At 67.7% G+C, this 14557-nt stretch carries 15 protein-coding genes; 11 read left to right on the forward strand and 4 right to left on the reverse strand.

Annotation, left to right across the window (positions count from 1 at the left end):
• Nucleotides 1–79, reverse strand: a 79-nt coding sequence (locus VGS97_RS29770; RefSeq protein WP_414641639.1) for a FitA-like ribbon-helix-helix domain-containing protein, incomplete at its 3' end; no start/stop codon positions are given.
• Nucleotides 80–310: 231 nt separating this feature from the next.
• Between VGS97_RS29770 and VGS97_RS03785 the strand changes: the two genes are divergently transcribed.
• Nucleotides 311–622: a hypothetical protein gene (locus tag VGS97_RS03785; protein ID WP_326851760.1), complete on the forward strand. Its 312-nt coding sequence runs from the start codon at nucleotides 311–313 to the stop codon at nucleotides 620–622.
• 213 nt (nucleotides 623–835) lie between these two features.
• Nucleotides 836–1039, forward strand: coding sequence for a cold-shock protein (locus VGS97_RS03790; protein ID WP_326851761.1), 204 nt, complete (start codon nucleotides 836–838; stop codon nucleotides 1037–1039).
• 114 nt (nucleotides 1040–1153) lie between these two features.
• Here VGS97_RS03790 and VGS97_RS03795 read toward each other — a convergent pair whose 3' ends face one another.
• Both VGS97_RS03795 and VGS97_RS03800 read right to left on the reverse strand, forming a co-directional pair.
• Nucleotides 1154–1363, reverse strand: coding sequence for a hypothetical protein (locus tag VGS97_RS03795; protein WP_326851762.1), 210 nt, complete (start codon nucleotides 1361–1363; stop codon nucleotides 1154–1156).
• 10 nt (nucleotides 1364–1373) lie between these two features.
• Nucleotides 1374–3401: a hypothetical protein gene (locus VGS97_RS03800; RefSeq protein ID WP_326851763.1), complete on the reverse strand. Its 2028-nt coding sequence runs from the start codon at nucleotides 3399–3401 to the stop codon at nucleotides 1374–1376.
• Between the two features lie 439 nt (nucleotides 3402–3840).
• On the opposite strand from VGS97_RS03800, the gene VGS97_RS03805 reads away from it, so the two are divergent.
• Together VGS97_RS03805 and VGS97_RS03810 are read left to right on the forward strand one after the other, a co-directional pair.
• Nucleotides 3841–5079 (forward strand): MFS transporter, encoded by a 1239-nt coding sequence (locus tag VGS97_RS03805; RefSeq protein ID WP_326851764.1) that lies wholly within the window; start codon nucleotides 3841–3843, stop codon nucleotides 5077–5079.
• Nucleotides 5080–5128: 49 nt separating this feature from the next.
• The gene (locus VGS97_RS03810) at nucleotides 5129–6349 is read left to right on the forward strand and encodes an ATP-grasp domain-containing protein (protein ID WP_326851765.1); all 1221 of its coding nucleotides are present in this window, start codon (nucleotides 5129–5131) and stop codon (nucleotides 6347–6349) included.
• Nucleotides 6350–6474: 125 nt separating this feature from the next.
• Here the strand turns inward: VGS97_RS03810 and VGS97_RS03815 are convergent, their stop codons facing one another.
• Nucleotides 6475–7668, reverse strand: a complete 1194-nt coding sequence (locus VGS97_RS03815; protein WP_326851766.1) for an ATP-grasp domain-containing protein — start codon at nucleotides 7666–7668, stop codon at nucleotides 6475–6477.
• 273 nt (nucleotides 7669–7941) lie between these two features.
• Between VGS97_RS03815 and lysW the strand changes: the two genes are divergently transcribed.
• The 7 genes from lysW to VGS97_RS03850 all read left to right on the forward strand — a co-directional run bounded on the left by lysW (nucleotide 7942) and on the right by VGS97_RS03850 (nucleotide 14557).
• A complete protein-coding gene (gene lysW / locus VGS97_RS03820; RefSeq protein ID WP_349261967.1) occupies nucleotides 7942–8106 on the forward strand; it encodes a lysine biosynthesis protein LysW in 165 nt (54 codons plus the stop codon).
• A 40-nt stretch (nucleotides 8107–8146) separates the two neighbouring features.
• Nucleotides 8147–9172, forward strand: coding sequence for an N-acetyl-gamma-glutamyl-phosphate reductase (gene argC / locus VGS97_RS03825; RefSeq protein ID WP_326851768.1), 1026 nt, complete (start codon nucleotides 8147–8149; stop codon nucleotides 9170–9172).
• Between the two features lie 73 nt (nucleotides 9173–9245).
• A complete protein-coding gene (locus VGS97_RS03830; protein WP_349261968.1) occupies nucleotides 9246–10085 on the forward strand; it encodes a [LysW]-aminoadipate kinase in 840 nt (279 codons plus the stop codon).
• 84 nt (nucleotides 10086–10169) lie between these two features.
• Nucleotides 10170–11480 carry an ATP-grasp domain-containing protein gene (locus VGS97_RS03835; protein ID WP_326851770.1) on the forward strand — a complete coding sequence of 437 codons (1311 nt, stop codon included), beginning with the start codon at nucleotides 10170–10172 and terminating at the stop codon, nucleotides 11478–11480.
• Entirely contained in the window at nucleotides 11477–12727 is a 1251-nt protein-coding gene (locus tag VGS97_RS03840) for an MFS transporter (protein ID WP_326851771.1), read from the forward strand. The genes VGS97_RS03835 and VGS97_RS03840 overlap by 4 nt, the downstream gene beginning before the upstream one ends.
• A 72-nt stretch (nucleotides 12728–12799) precedes the next feature.
• Complete coding sequence (locus tag VGS97_RS03845) at nucleotides 12800–13573, forward strand: SDR family oxidoreductase (RefSeq protein WP_326851772.1); 774 nt, start codon at nucleotides 12800–12802, stop codon at nucleotides 13571–13573.
• Nucleotides 13574–13618: 45 nt separating this feature from the next.
• Nucleotides 13619–14557, forward strand: coding sequence for an alpha/beta hydrolase (locus VGS97_RS03850; protein ID WP_326851773.1), 939 nt, complete (start codon nucleotides 13619–13621; stop codon nucleotides 14555–14557).

The raw sequence follows: 14557 nt of genomic DNA on the forward strand, positions 1-14557 counted from the left end.
GCCGCGCTGCACGTATCCGCAGCCGCCGTTTGACGTCTTCATCGAGATTGCGAACCATTATCGCCGCCAATGTAGCCACCTCCGCAAGCAATGATAGCGATGCTAGCGCGCTAGTGCCAGCGATGGAGCCTGCTGACGCCCACTGTTGCAGTCTTACTCGAACTTCCGCCCGCGAGGGTGGTGGTGAGTAGGGCCATAGGTGTGATCTTGGTGGCGGTATCGCTGGTTTCGGCGGTGCCGCCGTTGTGTTGTTCGGCTGCTGATGCGCTATGGCGTTGCTGAGTAGTCCCGGTCGAGACGTGAGGGTGGGGTGTCCGTCGTCGAGGTTCGGTGCGGCGAGTGGGTCGAGTTGGCTTTACTTGTCCGTGCCGGGGAGCCCCGGGCCCTCAGGCTGAGGGGCGGTGGCGGCCTGGCGTTGTGTAGGTCGATGCGCAATGCTTGCGATATGGCCAAATATGTTATCAATAAGGGCTATTCGACCAGTGAAGTGAGGGAACGTGAGGTAGTCGCCCACAGCTTCAAGACCGTGGGTGACTACATTGACTTCATGGACGCGGGTGGTGAGATTCTCCTGCGAGTCAAGGCGTTGCACGTCGTGACGGTCGAGCGAGTGGACGGTTAGGCGTGTCGATCGGTGCGGCCAGCGGGGGACCAGCGAGACTCGCGCACTGGCTGTCGGCGAGATGCGTTGTGCGGGCTGGTGCGGCACCCGTGGTCAGTCTGCGATGTGTGCATGGTGCGGGTAGGGTTGTCCCGGTATGGAGTGGGTGACGCAGTGCGGGCCTGCACGTTTTCAGGCTCGGGGCGTTCGCTCCATGAAGGAGAGTTCACGAGTATGGCAACTGGCACCGTGAAGTGGTTCAACGCGGAAAAGGGCTTCGGGATGATCGGGCAGGACGGGGGTGGCCCGGACGTGTTCGCCCACCACTCCGAGATCGCCGCCCAGGGCTTCCGCGAGCTGAAGGAGGGGCAGGCCGTCACCTTCGAGGTGACTCAGGGACCCAAGGGCCCGCGGGCCGCCAACATCCTGCCGCTGTGAGCTGAAGACGCTTGGCCGTCGGGGTCACCGGATGCGTTCCGGTGGCCCCGACGCGCTGTGTCACACCCGCATGGTTGTTTTGAGGCTGAGTTGCTGCTGTGGCCGCGAGGCGGATCAATACCGTCTACGGTTGGGGTAAGACGGCTCAACGTGATAGTCCCGGGTGTCTCCGGCGGCTGCCAGCTGGGTGATCTGGGCGGTGGCCAGCTCGCGGGAGTCATATTGGTAGGCGTTGGCCCGCACGAACGTGACTCCGTCCTTCCCGAACGACTTACCCCAGTAACTGCCGGTGTTCGTCGCGATGATCCAGTTTGTGGAGTCCATGCAGACCAGCCTACGGGGCCAAAGCCAGATCCTGTTGGTTGGCTGGTCGGCGGGGTAGAGCAGTGCCCTGGGCGGGTTTGCTTTTGCTTTCGCTTTCGGGGGTGGGGACGACGCCGAAGTGGCGGCGTGCCGTTGTTACGGCTAGGTCCTGCACGGCGTATGCCGTCATGTGGTAGCCCTGAGCGGGCGCGTCAGGGGCCGCGGTCAGCGTGAACTCGGTCTCGCCGTCGCCCTTTGCGCTGATGCGGACTTTGCGCGCGTCTGGGGTGACCGTGCAATCGTCACGGCCGTATTTGGCGACGTGAAGGCCGAGCCGCATCACGCCGGGTCGTGCACTGTGCACGACCACGCGCACCTGGAGGGTGCCGCCCTGGGGGACCTCTTCGTCGGTGTGGAGCAGCAGGAACGGTGCGTCGGGCAGGCGGAAGTGGACGTCGCCACAACGCAGGCAGATGATGCCTTCGGTGTCCAGCGCGGTGGGCACGAGGGCACGACGGATGTAGCGCTCGGCGGGTCGCCCGCACTGGCAGCGCACGTGGGTGAGCGACGACGAGTCGAGACGGCTGCGGTCCCCGAAGTGGGCCGGGTAGTTGCTGAAGTCGTTGTCCGGATCTTGAACGAACTGGGCGGCGATGGCCTGGTCCAGCGATTGTAGGTCGTCGAGGAGGCTGCGGGTCGCCGTGGCCCGGTCCTGGGTTGCCTGGGATCGCCTGGAGACCTGGTTCTCCGCCTTGGCCGCCAGCTTTCCGAGGCGGGGTCGCAGCGGGTTGTTGGGGGACAGCAATCCGCCTGCCAGATAGGCGTGGAGGCGGGTGGCGGTGGTGAGCAGCAGCGGTTCCGGCGCGAGAGACGGCGGCTGCGGCGTGACGCCCTCGTCGTCGCCCATGCCGAAGTGGATGTAAGCGGGGAAGGGCTGCACGGTACTGATGCTCGAATTGAGGGCTTCGACGGAGGAGCCGTGCACGAGTGCTGCTTCCATCCACGCATTGTTCTCCGCGCGATCGGAGTCGTGGACCGTGATCGCGGCCACGACGTCCTTGGCGGTGCCGTCGACCGCGTTGAGCATCAGCTGGTACTTGGGGTCATAGATGGCCGCGTCGGCGAGGGGGGCGTTGTTGCACGAACTCAGCACGACCTCGGCGGCGCGGACCTCTCGTAGCTGGATCAACTTGTCAATCGGCTTGTAGCAGCTTGGTTTGTTCTGGTAGGCGCAGACCGGGCCTTGGCGGTCTGGGTCGCGGCGGACGGCCTCGTTCAGGCCGCACACGGTGAATTCCGCGAGATTGAGTGAGTCGTCCTTCCCGTGCCCTTGGAAGAAGATGCGCCGCCAACGGGTTCCGAGCACCTCGGACTTGACGTCCGCACTTTGCACTCCCCGCTCGTCGCGCAGGTGGACGCCACTGCGGGTGAGCCCACGGTCGGTGCCGGTGAACAGGCCGAACTCGTGCACGTCCGGGGCCGTGTGAACGTACTGCTTCGCGGTGAACCAGGCGAGGGAGGCCGCGTCGCGGCCGGTGAGGAATGTGAGGCGCACATCAGGTCGCCGGGCGGCGGCGCGCAGCACCGGCCAGAGGAGATCCACTGTGAAGTGCTCGTAGAGGCCGGCGATCAGCAGGGAGTGCATGCCACGCCGGTGGTCGGCGTCGTCATCGGGCTTGGACACTCGATGTCCGGTGGGCGGCTCGTCTGTGCCGAGTTTGTCGAGTAACGCGGCGCCGAGTTCCCCCTCGTCAAGCCACGTGCGCGCGAGTGGCGCCATGAGCGCGGCGAGAGCGGCGGGCAGCGCTTCGGGCTTTAGCAGAACGCCACACGTGCGGGCAGCCGGTCGGCTCACTTCTGCGTACAGGGAGCCCGCACGTTCTACGGAGGCTGCGAGGTCGGCTCGTCCGCCGGTCCAAACCGGGACGGTCGCGGAAAAGGGCTCGGCGAGGAACTCGTCGACGGCCGCGGCGTAAGAGGCCGCGTCGTCCAGGACGCAGAAGGGTGAAGGGGCCAGGGTTGCCGTCCCGCCGCCGGGAACATGGGACTCGGACTGCACGAGACGTGACTCCTTCGCAGAAGACGTAGGTTCTGCTGAATTCACAGATTCTTGGGGGCATGTTTCGGGGCTGGTATCAAGAAACGTCCGGACTGTCGTCAAGAGTCGCATGGACGGGGGTCGCGGTGGGGTAAGCGAGAAGCTTAGCCGGAGGAGGGAAATGTCAACGCCCTGTGTCCCCGCGAATGAACTTGTCGTGGACGCACATGACGTCGGCCTGGTCGTAGCGTCCTTTGAGCAGTGACGGCTTCGCTGTCGCCCACGACCGTCTCGGTCGCGCCTTGTGTGTGCCGCCTGCCCTGGAATCAACGAGGCGAGTTAAACAACCGCCACCTTTCCGCGGGTCCGCACCATAGGGCCATGCCCGCGAGAACTGCGAGACGCAATGACCTACGCAATATCCGGGAGTAAAACCGATACTCGGATCAAAAGCGGACCTGTGGAAACGCCGAGGACCGGCGTTGGCGGCGCCGCGCAGCTCCCGCCCGCGAAGAACGGGATTGCCGCCGCTCTGCGCACCAAATCCATGCGTGCCCCGCTGTTCTGGAGTGCCATCGGCCGGTTCCCGCTCTATCTGGTCTCACTTGCCCTCGTGGTGTTCACCACCTCACGTGGTGCGAGCTACGGCTCGGCCGGCCTGCTGCTGGCGTGTTACAGCCTGGGCGCAGCGGTGTTCGCCCCGTTCGTCGCTCGACGAGTAGACGTGCACGGGCAAACGCCGTTGCTGCTCATCACCGGCGTCGTCCATCCGCTGGCCCTGATCGGCTTCGTGTCCACCGAGTCGACGTCGCTGGCGACGCAGGCGGCGTGCGTGACTGTCGCGGGTGCCGCGATTCCGCCGATCAGCGGTTGTATACGCGCTCTGTGGATCGCGGTGGACAGCACGCGACAGGTGGGCTTTTCGCTGGAGGCGGTGCTGAGCGAGAGCTTCGTGGTCTTCGGGCCGCTGCTTTTGAGCATGGTGCTGTTCTGGGGCAGTCCCGCCACGGCGGTCGTCCTCGGCGGCGTGCTCGCCGGTGCGGGAGCCATGGGAATGGCGACGACCCGGGCTTCGCGGGCCTGGCGTGCTGCTGCCGGAAAGCGTGACCCGCTTGGCGCGTTGCGTTCCGCCGGCCTGGTCCGGCTGCTGGTCGTGCTGATGAGCGCCGCTGTCGCCACGGGTGTGTTCAACATCGCGCTGCCCGCATTCGCTCGTGATCACGGCTCCGCCGACAGCGTCGGCCTGATCTTCGGGGCGTGGGGCGTCGGCGGGATACTCGGCGGGCTCTGGTACGGCGGGCGCAAGCTGCGCTGGTCCGCCGAGCTGACCTTTGCCGCGGGCCTGCTCGTCCTCAGCGCGTTCACCGGCTTGACCCTGCTGGCCTGGAACAACTGGTCGATGGGTGTGACCCTCGGTCTCGAAGGCGTGCTGATCGCCCCGTTGACGGCGGTCTCGTACGAGCTTGTCGCGCGCACTGCGCGGCCGGACACCGTCACGGAGGCGTTCAGCTGGGCGATCACCGTCAACATCGGCGGTTCCGCGGTCGGCGCCCAACTCGGTGGCCTGCTGATCGGCAACCACAGCACCCGGGCGGCGTTGCTCGGCGCGGTCGTCGCCATGTTCGTCGCCACCGCGGTCGCGTTAGCCGCGCGCCACCGCTTCGCGACCGTCGGCGAAACCTCCCCGGCGCCGGCCTGACGCATCAGGCCGGTCATCACTCCCGCAACCCGACCCTGAAGGGTACGACGTGGAATCTGTGCTCATCCTCTCCAAATGGATCTATTCCAGCACGGTGGCTCTTGCCATCGACCGGGTCCGAGCCCGTGGCCTGCGGCCGGTACTGATCTCCGCCTTCCCCGACGACCGCAACCGCGACAAGTGCGACGACCACGTCGTGATGGACTGGAACGGCGAGGACCTGCCCACGCTCATCACCCGGCTTGAGCAGCACGAGATCGTCCCCATCGCCGTCGTCAACCAGGTCGAACCGTTGATCGGCTGGCAGATCGCCATCGCCGCGCACTACGGCCTCCCGGGCGCCGACGCGGGCCGCAACGTGCTGCTCAGCAAGGCGCGGGTCCGGGAGCACATGCGGGCCCTGGGGCTCTCCGACATCCGCTTCTGGACCGACCCGGCGCAGGTCGACTACTTCCCCGCCGTCATCAAGCCGACGCGCGAGAGTGCGGCCTCGTGGCTGGTTCGCCGGGTCGACGGCCCGGCCGACCTGGTCGCCTACCAGAAACACCTGGCCGAGATCGGCCTGGCCGACACGGAACTGATCATCGAGGAATACCTGCCCGGCACCGAGTTCTCCGTGGACGGCCCCGTCGTCGGCGGCCGCTACCATCCGGTCCTGGCGATCGAGAAGACCGACCACGACCACACCAGGCACCACGACGCGGGGATCCTGGTGAGCCCGCCCCAGCAGGATCACGTGCGCGAGGGTGTGCGTGCCCTGATCGAAACGGTCGACACGGTCAGCGCCGACCTCCACCTCGACCAGATCTGGCTGCACGTCGAGGCCCGGGCCACCGAAGACGGCCGGATGGAGCTCCTGGAGATCAATCCCCGGCCCGGCGGCGGCATGCATCCCGCGGCGATCCGCGAGGTCAGCGGGATCGACCCGATCGAGGCGGTCATCTCCATGTCGCTGGGCGAGTTCGCCGTCCCACAGCCGCAGCCGGGCTCGACCCGCGACGGGCGGTTCGTCGGCTTGGTGTACGTGGAAGTCCACGAACTCGGCATCGTCGAGATCAGCACCACGCAGGACGACGTGCGCGCACTGCCCGGCGTGATCGACGTCGAGGTCATCGACGGGTTCAAGGTCAGCAGCCTGGACAAGGAGAACTTCTTCACCTGCTTCGCGGTCACCGCCGATTCGGTGAGTCAGTTGCGCGACCGCGTGGAGACCGTCATGAGCACGCTCGACTACCGCATCACGCCACTGCCTGAGCCGCTCGCTGCTTGACGCGATGGGCGGTGCGCGAAGCGTGATGCGCAATGGGACCTCTGCTGTACGCGCGATATCCACCGGGATGTCGTGCGGGGTAGGGGTCCCACTGTCACCACTGCTGCCTTGTGTCTGGCAGGGTTCTATTTTATGCGGTAATCGAGCATGTTCAGGGCGGTTGCGGCTCGGGTACGCATTTGGCTCACGGAATCGGCGGTGAGCGCGAAGCGGAGGAAGAAGTTCTCCTTCTCCAGGTCGGTGATCTGGTAGCCGTTGAAGATCTCTGCCTTGAATACGCCGGGTAGTGCTTGCAGGTCGTGTTCCGTGGTGCTGATCTCGACGGTGCCGAGTTCGTCGGCTTCCACGTCGACCCAGCCGATGACCGTCCAGTCGCGGGGCGGGGCCGGTTGGCCGGGGCTGAAGGTGAATTCACCCAGCGACATGGAGATCAGCGCTTCGATCGTGTCGATTCCGGTGACCTCTTTGGTCACCGTGGGATACATGAGACCGGCGGGCCGGGGATTGATCTCGATGAGTTCCGTCCGGCCGTCCTCGTCGGCTCGGGCCTCGACGTGCAGCCAGAGCTGGTCGAGGCGCAGGTCGGCGCAGAGGGCGCCGATCGCCTCGGTCAGGGTGCGTACACCCTCGCGCACGTGATCCTGCTGCGGCGGGTGGATCCGAAGCCCCGCGTCGTGGTGCCTGGCGTCGTCGTGGTCGGGCTTCTCGACCGCCAGGACCGGATGGAAGCGGCCGTCGATGGCGGGGCCGTCGACGGAGAACTCGGTGCCGGGCAGGTATTCCTCGATGATCAGCTCTGTGTCGGCCAGGCCGCGGTCGGCCAGGAGCTGTTGGTAGGCAAGGAGTTCGGCCGGGGTCTCCACCCGGCGAACCAGCCACGAGGCCGACGATGCGCGTGAGGGCTTGACGATGGCGGGGAAGAAGTCCGCCTCGGCCGGGTCGGCGCAGAAGCGGATCGCGGACAGTCCTAGGGTTCGCATTCGCTCGCGAACCAGGGCCTTGCTGGCCAGTACGTTGAGGCCGGCGCCGGCGCCCGGGAGGTTGTAGTGCCCGGCGATGGCGACCCGCCAGGGGATCAACGGCTCGATCATGTTCACGACGGCGACGGGGGTGATGCCGCGCTGGTCGAGCCGGGTGACGAGCGTGGGCAGGTCTTCGGCGTCCCAGTCCACCAGGACGTGGTCATCGCATAAGTCGCGGTTGCGGTTGTCCGGAAGTTCGGAGATCAGCACCGGCCGCAGGCCGCGGGCTCGCAGCCGCTGGACGGCGAAGCCCACGCCGCCGGCGTTCCACTTGGAGAGGATCAGTACGGATTTCACGCCGCGGCCTCCGGGGCTGAGCTTCGGGGCCGGCGTCGGGAAGCGCGCCGGACCGTCGTCAAGACTGGCACGGGCGGGGGTCGCGCCGGGGTAAACGGGGTGCTTAGCCGCGTGAGGGAAACGTCAACGCGACGTGTCCGCGCGAATGAATTTGCCGCGGATGCACCTGGCGCCGGCGTGGCCGTAGCGTCCTCATCGGCGCGGCAGTCCGGTTGTGCCGTGACGAGTTCGCTCGGGAACAACCGATTGAAAGGAAACTGTCACATGACCACCATGCAGGCCTGCCCGGAGTGTGGGGACCAGGTGCAGATCGGCCAATCGGCGCGGCTCAACGAGATCGTCGACTGCGCGGGCTGCCGAAGCGAACTGGAGATCGTGGCGCTGGATCCGGTGGTGCTCGCCCTCGCGCCCGAGGTCGAAGAGGACTGGGGGGAGTAGCGGCCGTGCGCAGCCATGCGACATCGGCCGGGGCCCGATCATGATCCGCGTAGCGGTGATCGGCGCGGCTGGCTACATCGGCGGCGAACTGCTGCGGCTGCTCATCGGCCATCCCGAGGTCGAGAGGGTGGACGCGGTGTCGTCCCGGTTCCCCGGCAGGCGGGTCGACGGTGTGCATCCGAACCTGCGGTCCGCGACCGACCTGCTGTTCTGCTCGGCCGACGAGGTGGACGAGTGCGACACGGTGTTCCTGGCCACGCCGCACGGCGCCGCCATGACACAGATCGACCGCTGGGTCGGACGGGCCAAGCAGGTCATCGACCTCACCGCCGACTTCCGGCTGGACGACGCAGAGGTCTACCAGCGCTACTACCGGAACGCGCACGCCGCGCCGCAGCTGCTCGGCGACTTCGTCCCCGGCATACCGGAGTTGCACAGGGAACGCCTGCGCGGCGCGGACCTGGTCAGTGTGCCCGGCTGCATGGCGGTGGCGGGCGTGCTCGCGCTGTACCCGCTCGTGGTGCGGGGCCTGGTCGAGCCGATGGCGCGGTTCGACGCGCGCACCGGCTCCAGCGGTTCCGGCGCCACCGCGGGCGAGGCGAACCTGCATGCCGAGCGCAGCGGGGCGATGCGGGTGTTCGCGCCGACCGGTCACAGACACGAGGCTGAGATCTCCCGGCACCTCGGCATTGCGGTCACCATGACCGCGACCGGGGTGGAGGCGGTGCGCGGCGTGCAGACGATCGGCCATGCCACGCTGCGCCCCGGCGTGGACACGGCGGCGGTGCGCGGGGCGTTTCGCGAGCAGTACCAGAACGAACCGTTCGTCCGCCTGGTCGCCCACAAGCGCGGCACCTTCCGTTACCCGGAGCCGAAGATCCTGCTTGGATCGAACTTCTGCGACGTCGGTTACGCCGTCGACGAGGAGGCCGGGCGGCTGGTGGCCATCGCGGCACTGGACAACCTCATGAAGGGCGGCGCGGGCAATGCGGTGCAGTGCCTGAACATCCGCATGGGCTGGCCGGAAGCACTCGGCCTGTCCTTCCCCGGCCTGCATCCGATCTGATCCCGGCGAACTGGAGACTGTGGTGACCGGAAACACCGTGGTGACCGGAAATGCTCTGGCGGCCGGAAATGCCGTGGTCACCAAAGGGCTGACAGTCGTCAAGTGCGGCGGTAACGCGTCCGTCGACGCTGCGGGCGTCTGCGCCGACGTGGCCGGGCTCGCCGGTGAGGGACGGTCGGTTCTTCTGGTGCACGGAGGCTCCGGGGAGATCGCACGACTGGCCGGGAAGCTCGGTGTTCCGCAGCGCACCCTCGTCGCCCCGGACGAGGTGACCACCAGGTACACCGACCCGGCGACGCTGGAAGTGGTCATCCTCGCGCTGGCCGGCGGGGTCAAACCGAGGATCGTCGCGGAGCTGTCCAGGCTCGGCGTGCCCGCGGTCGGTCTCACCGGTCTGGACGGCGGCATGCTGCGCGCCCGCCGCAAGTCCGCCGTGCGGGCCGTCGTGGACGGTCGCACGACGCTGGTCCGGGACAACCTCAGCGGGCGGCTCACCGAGGTGCGCACCGAACTGCCCGAAACCCTGCTGCGGTCCGGCTTCGTGCCGGTGGTCTCGCCGCCCGCGATCGACGAGCACGGTCATCCGGTGAACGTCGACGCCGACCGCGTCGCGGCCGCGCTCGCGGCGGCACTCGGCGCCGAAAGGCTGGTGCTGCTGACCGGCGCGCCGGGGGTGCTCGCCGATCCCGGCGACGACAACAGCGTGCTGAGTACCTACGAGGTGCCCGCGGCCGGCGCGCCCGGCCGGTTCGCCGGCGGTGGCATGGCGCTCAAGCTCGTCGCGGCACGTGAGGCACTGGCCGGTGGAGTGGCGTCGGTCCGCATCGCGGACGGGCGGGCACCCGACCCGGTCAGCCGGGCGTTGGCCGGATCCGGCACCGAGGTGACGGCGGTGGTGACAGCGAGTTCGTGATCCGGCCGCCGGCCTGACCGGCTGACCAGAGACGTCCGTCCGGGAATTGTTCCGACTCACCAGGTCCGACTTACAAGGAGGTGGATGACGATGCCAGCCGGTTCCCACGCGCGAGCGAGGCGAGTGGCGTTCGTCGACGCGTTCTCGATGGGACGCCTCCTGCTGCCCGCGCTGCACCGGCTCGGCATGGAGGTCGTGCACGTCCAGTCGCCGCACCCCGACGTCTACCTGGCCCGGCTGCCGTTCCCCGAGGGTTTCGTGGACAACATCCGGCACGACGGCGACGTCGCCGCCACGGTGTCCGCGTTGCGCGAGCACGAAGTCGGCTGGGTGATCGCCAGCGGGGAGTCGGGTGTCGAGCTGTCCGACCGGCTCTCCGCCGAACTCGGCACGCCCGGCAACGGGACGCGCCGGTCGACGTCCCGCCGCAACAAGTACGACATGGTCCTGGCGGTGCGCGATGCCGGGCTGGAGCACGCGGCCACCATGGTCTCGTCCGCCGCCGACGAGATCATCGAGTGGGCCGAGACCGGCGTGGGCTACCCGGTCGTCCTGAAACCGGTCGCCAGCGGCGGCACCGACAACGTCGTGGCATGTTCGTCCGCGCAGCAGGTCCGCGCCGTCCACGCGAGGATCATGGCCAGCGCCGACCGGCACGGCGAGCCCAACACGGTGGTGCTCGCGCAGGAGTTCCTGGACGGGGACGAGTACTTCGTCAACGCGGTCAGCCGTGACGGCAGGCACCACACCGCCGAGATCTGGCGGTACTACAAGAAGCAGCTGCCCGGCGGCAACATCATCTACGACTACAACGAGCCGCTCTCGCCGGACGATCCGGTCGCCAGGCAGGTGGAGTCCTACGCCCACCAGGTGCTCGATGCCCTGGAGGTCCGGCACTGGGCCAGTCACACCGAGGTCATGATGACCGCCAGGGGACCGGTGCTCGTCGAGTGCGCGGCACGCTTCGGCGGAGGTCAGGTTCCGGAGATCAGTAACCGGTGCCTCGGCACCAACCAGGTCGATCTTCTCGCCCTGTCCGTGGCGGACCTGGCCGAGTTCGACCGGCTGCCCACGACCGCGTATCGGTTGCTGCAACGCATGCGTTATGTGCATCTGATCAACGAGGCAGAGCACGGCGTGGCCCCATCCGACGAGACGATGGCCGCCATCCACGCGCTCCCGTCCCACGCTTTCACTCGCTTGACGCAGCCGGAAGGGCAGCCGCTTTCCCGGACGATCGACGTCGCGACTCAGCCGGGGTACGTGATTCTCATCTCCGATGATCCGGCGCAGCTTCAGGCTGATTATCAGAAGCTGCGAGAGATCGAGCGTGACTACCTCTACGCCGACGGCCCGGCCGCGGCGATCCACGTGCGTACCGAGACAGTCGCGTGAGTACCACGGTGATGGACCGGCCGAGCGTTGACGAGCCGCGGTTCCGCGACTCGCTGCGCGGCCTGCCACGCCGGGTCTGGGTCATCTGTCTCGGCAGCCTGATTCTCCAGGCCGGCGCCTTCCTGCCCGTGTTCGTCGTGCTCTATCTGACCCACAGCGGCCATTCGGCCGGGGCCGCGGGGCTCGTGCTGGGCGTGTCGGGTCTGGGCAGAGTGCTCGGCAGCGTCATCGGCGGCTACCTCACGGACACTGTCGGCCGACGAACGGCCATCCTGCTGTCCGTCGTGATCACCGCCGGATTGACAGCGGCCGTACCGTTTCTCCGGTCGCTCGCGGCCATCGTCGCCGTGGTCGGTCTCATCGGCGTGATATCGCAGAGCTACCGGCCGGCCATAGCCGCGGTGCTGGTCGACTCCGTGGCGTCTCCCCGGCAACGGCTTGCCGCCTTCGGGGTGCTCCGGTTCGCGCAGAACGTCGGCTTCGCCCTGGGCGCAGCCATCGGCGGTGTGGTGGCCGGTGTCTCCTATGTGGGGCTCTTCCTGGGAGAGGCCGCCGCGCTCCTGCTGTTCGGCGTGATCGTGGCGGTGCTGCTGCGGGACGCGCCCCAGCCGCAGCGCGAGACCGGCGGCGCGGAAACGCAGGCGGACCCGGCCGTCGGGTACCGGCAGGCGCTCACCGACCCCACCCTGGTGCGATTCCTGCTGATGACCGTGTTCGCCATGTTCGTCTACATCCAGACCACCGTCGGCCTGCCCCTGCACGTCAGCGACGTGGGCCTGAGCACGCGTGACTTCGGTCTGCTCATGGGTCTCAACGGTCTGGTGGTGGTGCTGCTGGAACTGCCCATCATCAGCGTGGTTTCTCGGTACCGGCCGCAGCACGTGCTGGCCGTCGGCAACCTGTTCAGCGGCGTCGGTCTCGCACTGACCGGGCTCACGACCGGAATGGGCCTGCTGTCGCTGACGGTGCTGATCTGGACGTTCGGCGAGATGGCGTACTCCTCCGTGGTCCAGGCCCACCTGGCGAGCCTGACCCCGCCAGGCATGGTCGGTCGTTATCAGGGGTTGTACGGCGCCGCGTACACGATCGGCACGGGCGCCGGGCCGCTCGTCGGCGGCGCCGTGTACGCGATCGACCCATGGGCGCTGTGGACGCTGGTCGGCGTGCTCGGTCTGCTGAGCGCCCAGCTCAGCCTGCGGCTGCGCCCTGCGGCATTCACGACTTCCCATCCCACGAACCTGGCATAGCGGCACTGATCGACGACGCCGGGTTGGCAGTTCCCGTTTCATCAATAGCTCGAAATGAACAGGAGATCATCAGTGAACGACTTCGAAGGACTGGTCGCGATCGTCACCGGCGGTACGGGGTCGATCGGCCTGGCCACGGCGAAACTGCTGAACAACAGGGGAGCGCAGGTCGCCGTTCTCGACATCAAGCCGGAGGGGCTCCCGGACGACATCGTCGGCATCGAGGCCGACGTCACCGACGACGCCCAGGTCAAGTCCGCTGTGGACGCCGTGGTCGAGCGGTTCGGCAGGCTGGACGTGGTGGTGAACAACGTCGGAATCCCCGCGGTCGGAGATGTCACCGAGAACAGCGACGACGAGTGGCTGCACGTCCTGAACACCAACGTGGTCGGCATGGTCAGGGTCGCCCGGCACACGGTGCCGCACCTGCGACGCTCACCCGCCGCGGCGATCGTCAACACGTGCTCGATCGTCGCATGGGCCGGGTTGGAGAAGCGGGCGCTGTATTCGACCAGCAAGGGCGCGGTCTACGCGCTGACGCTGGCTATGGCGGCGGACCACGTCACCGAGGGCATCCGGGTCAACTGCGTCGCTCCTGGCGCCGCGGACTCGAACTGGGTGCACCGGCAGCTGAGCCGGACGCCGGATCCGGCGGCCGCGCTGGAGGCGATCGAGGCGACCCTGCCGATCGGCCGCCTGGTGTCGACCGACGAGATCGCGGGCGCGATCGCCTACCTGGCGAGCCCGTTGTCTGGTGGTTCGGTCGGCACGGTGCTGGAAGTGGACGGCGGCATTCACAACCTGCGCATGCGGCCGCCGGCCCAGAAGAGCCTCATCGGCCGATGAGCGTCCGGAACAGGCCGTTGGCGCCGAGGAACCGAGGGAGCTTGAATGCCGCTTAATCCGATCGTCGCGAGGGTCAGGGAGTATCGCGTCGCAACCGGGTTCACGCCGCTCTACACGATGTCGATAGACGAGGCCCGGCGATCCGACGCGGAAACCGAGGCCACGGTCTGGGATTGGCACAAACAGCCGGACGAGGTCTTCGATCTCGAATTCCCGGGTCCGGCCGGCCCGCAGGCGCTGCGGGTGTACCGGCCGCACAGCGACGGCGCGCTTCCCGTGGTGGTGTATTTCTTCGGCGGCGGCTGGGTCGTCGGCTCGCTGAACACCTCGGACTCGATCTGCCGCGCGCTGTCCACCATGACTCCCTGCGTGGTCGTGTCCGTGGGCTACCGGCTGGCGCCCGAGCACCCGTTCCCGGCCGCCATCGACGACTGCTATGCCGGCCTGAAGTGGGTGACGGACCATGCGGCCGAGTTCGGCGGCGACAGCGAGCGCATCGTCGTCGCCGGGGACAGCTCCGGTGGCAACCTCGCCGCAGTCATGGCCCTGATAGCCAGGGACGATGACGACGGACCGCCGATTTCCGCGCAGGTGCTCGTCTATCCGCCGTTCCGCGCCGACGGTGAAGAAACGCAGTCCGTGCGCCAGAACAAGGACCCGATGTTCTTCAATGCGCACTCGTCCGCATGGTTCTGGAGCGTGTACCTCGCCGATCCCGCCGACCGCCAGTCCCCGTTGGCCTCGCCGCTCTTCGCGGCCGACCACGGCGGACTTCCGGCGGCGCTCGTGATCACCGCCGAGTACTGCCCGCTGCGCGACGAGGGCGAAGCCTACGCGGATGCGCTCTCGCAAGCGGGCGTGCCGGTCGAGTATCACCGGTACACGGACCAGGCGCATGGTTTCGTGGCCATGGCCTCGATACTCGACACCGCCAGGGACGCGCTGGAAGAGATGGCCGAATTCGTGCGCCGTCGGTCGGAGTGA

Origin of the sequence: Actinocrinis sp. (genome assembly GCF_035946395.1) — a bacterium.
Lineage (GTDB): Bacteria > Actinomycetota > Actinomycetes > Streptomycetales > Catenulisporaceae > Actinocrinis.

What these genes read in the sequence shown, in the direction of transcription:
- VGS97_RS03790 (WP_326851761.1), top strand. Translation starts at nt 836, where the DNA reads ATGGCAACTGGCACCGTGAAGTGGTTCAACGCGGAAAAGGGCTTCGGG.
- VGS97_RS03835 (WP_326851770.1), top strand. Translation starts at nt 10,170, where the DNA reads ATGACGATGCCAGCCGGTTCCCACGCGCGAGCGAGGCGAGTGGCGTTC.
- lysW (WP_349261967.1), top strand. Translation starts at nt 7,942, where the DNA reads ATGCAGGCCTGCCCGGAGTGTGGGGACCAGGTGCAGATCGGCCAATCG.
- VGS97_RS03850 (WP_326851773.1), top strand. Translation starts at nt 13,619, where the DNA reads ATGCCGCTTAATCCGATCGTCGCGAGGGTCAGGGAGTATCGCGTCGCA.
- argC (WP_326851768.1), top strand. Translation starts at nt 8,147, where the DNA reads ATGATCCGCGTAGCGGTGATCGGCGCGGCTGGCTACATCGGCGGCGAA.
- VGS97_RS03795 (WP_326851762.1), bottom strand. Translation starts at nt 1,363, where the DNA reads ATGGACTCCACAAACTGGATCATCGCGACGAACACCGGCAGTTACTGG.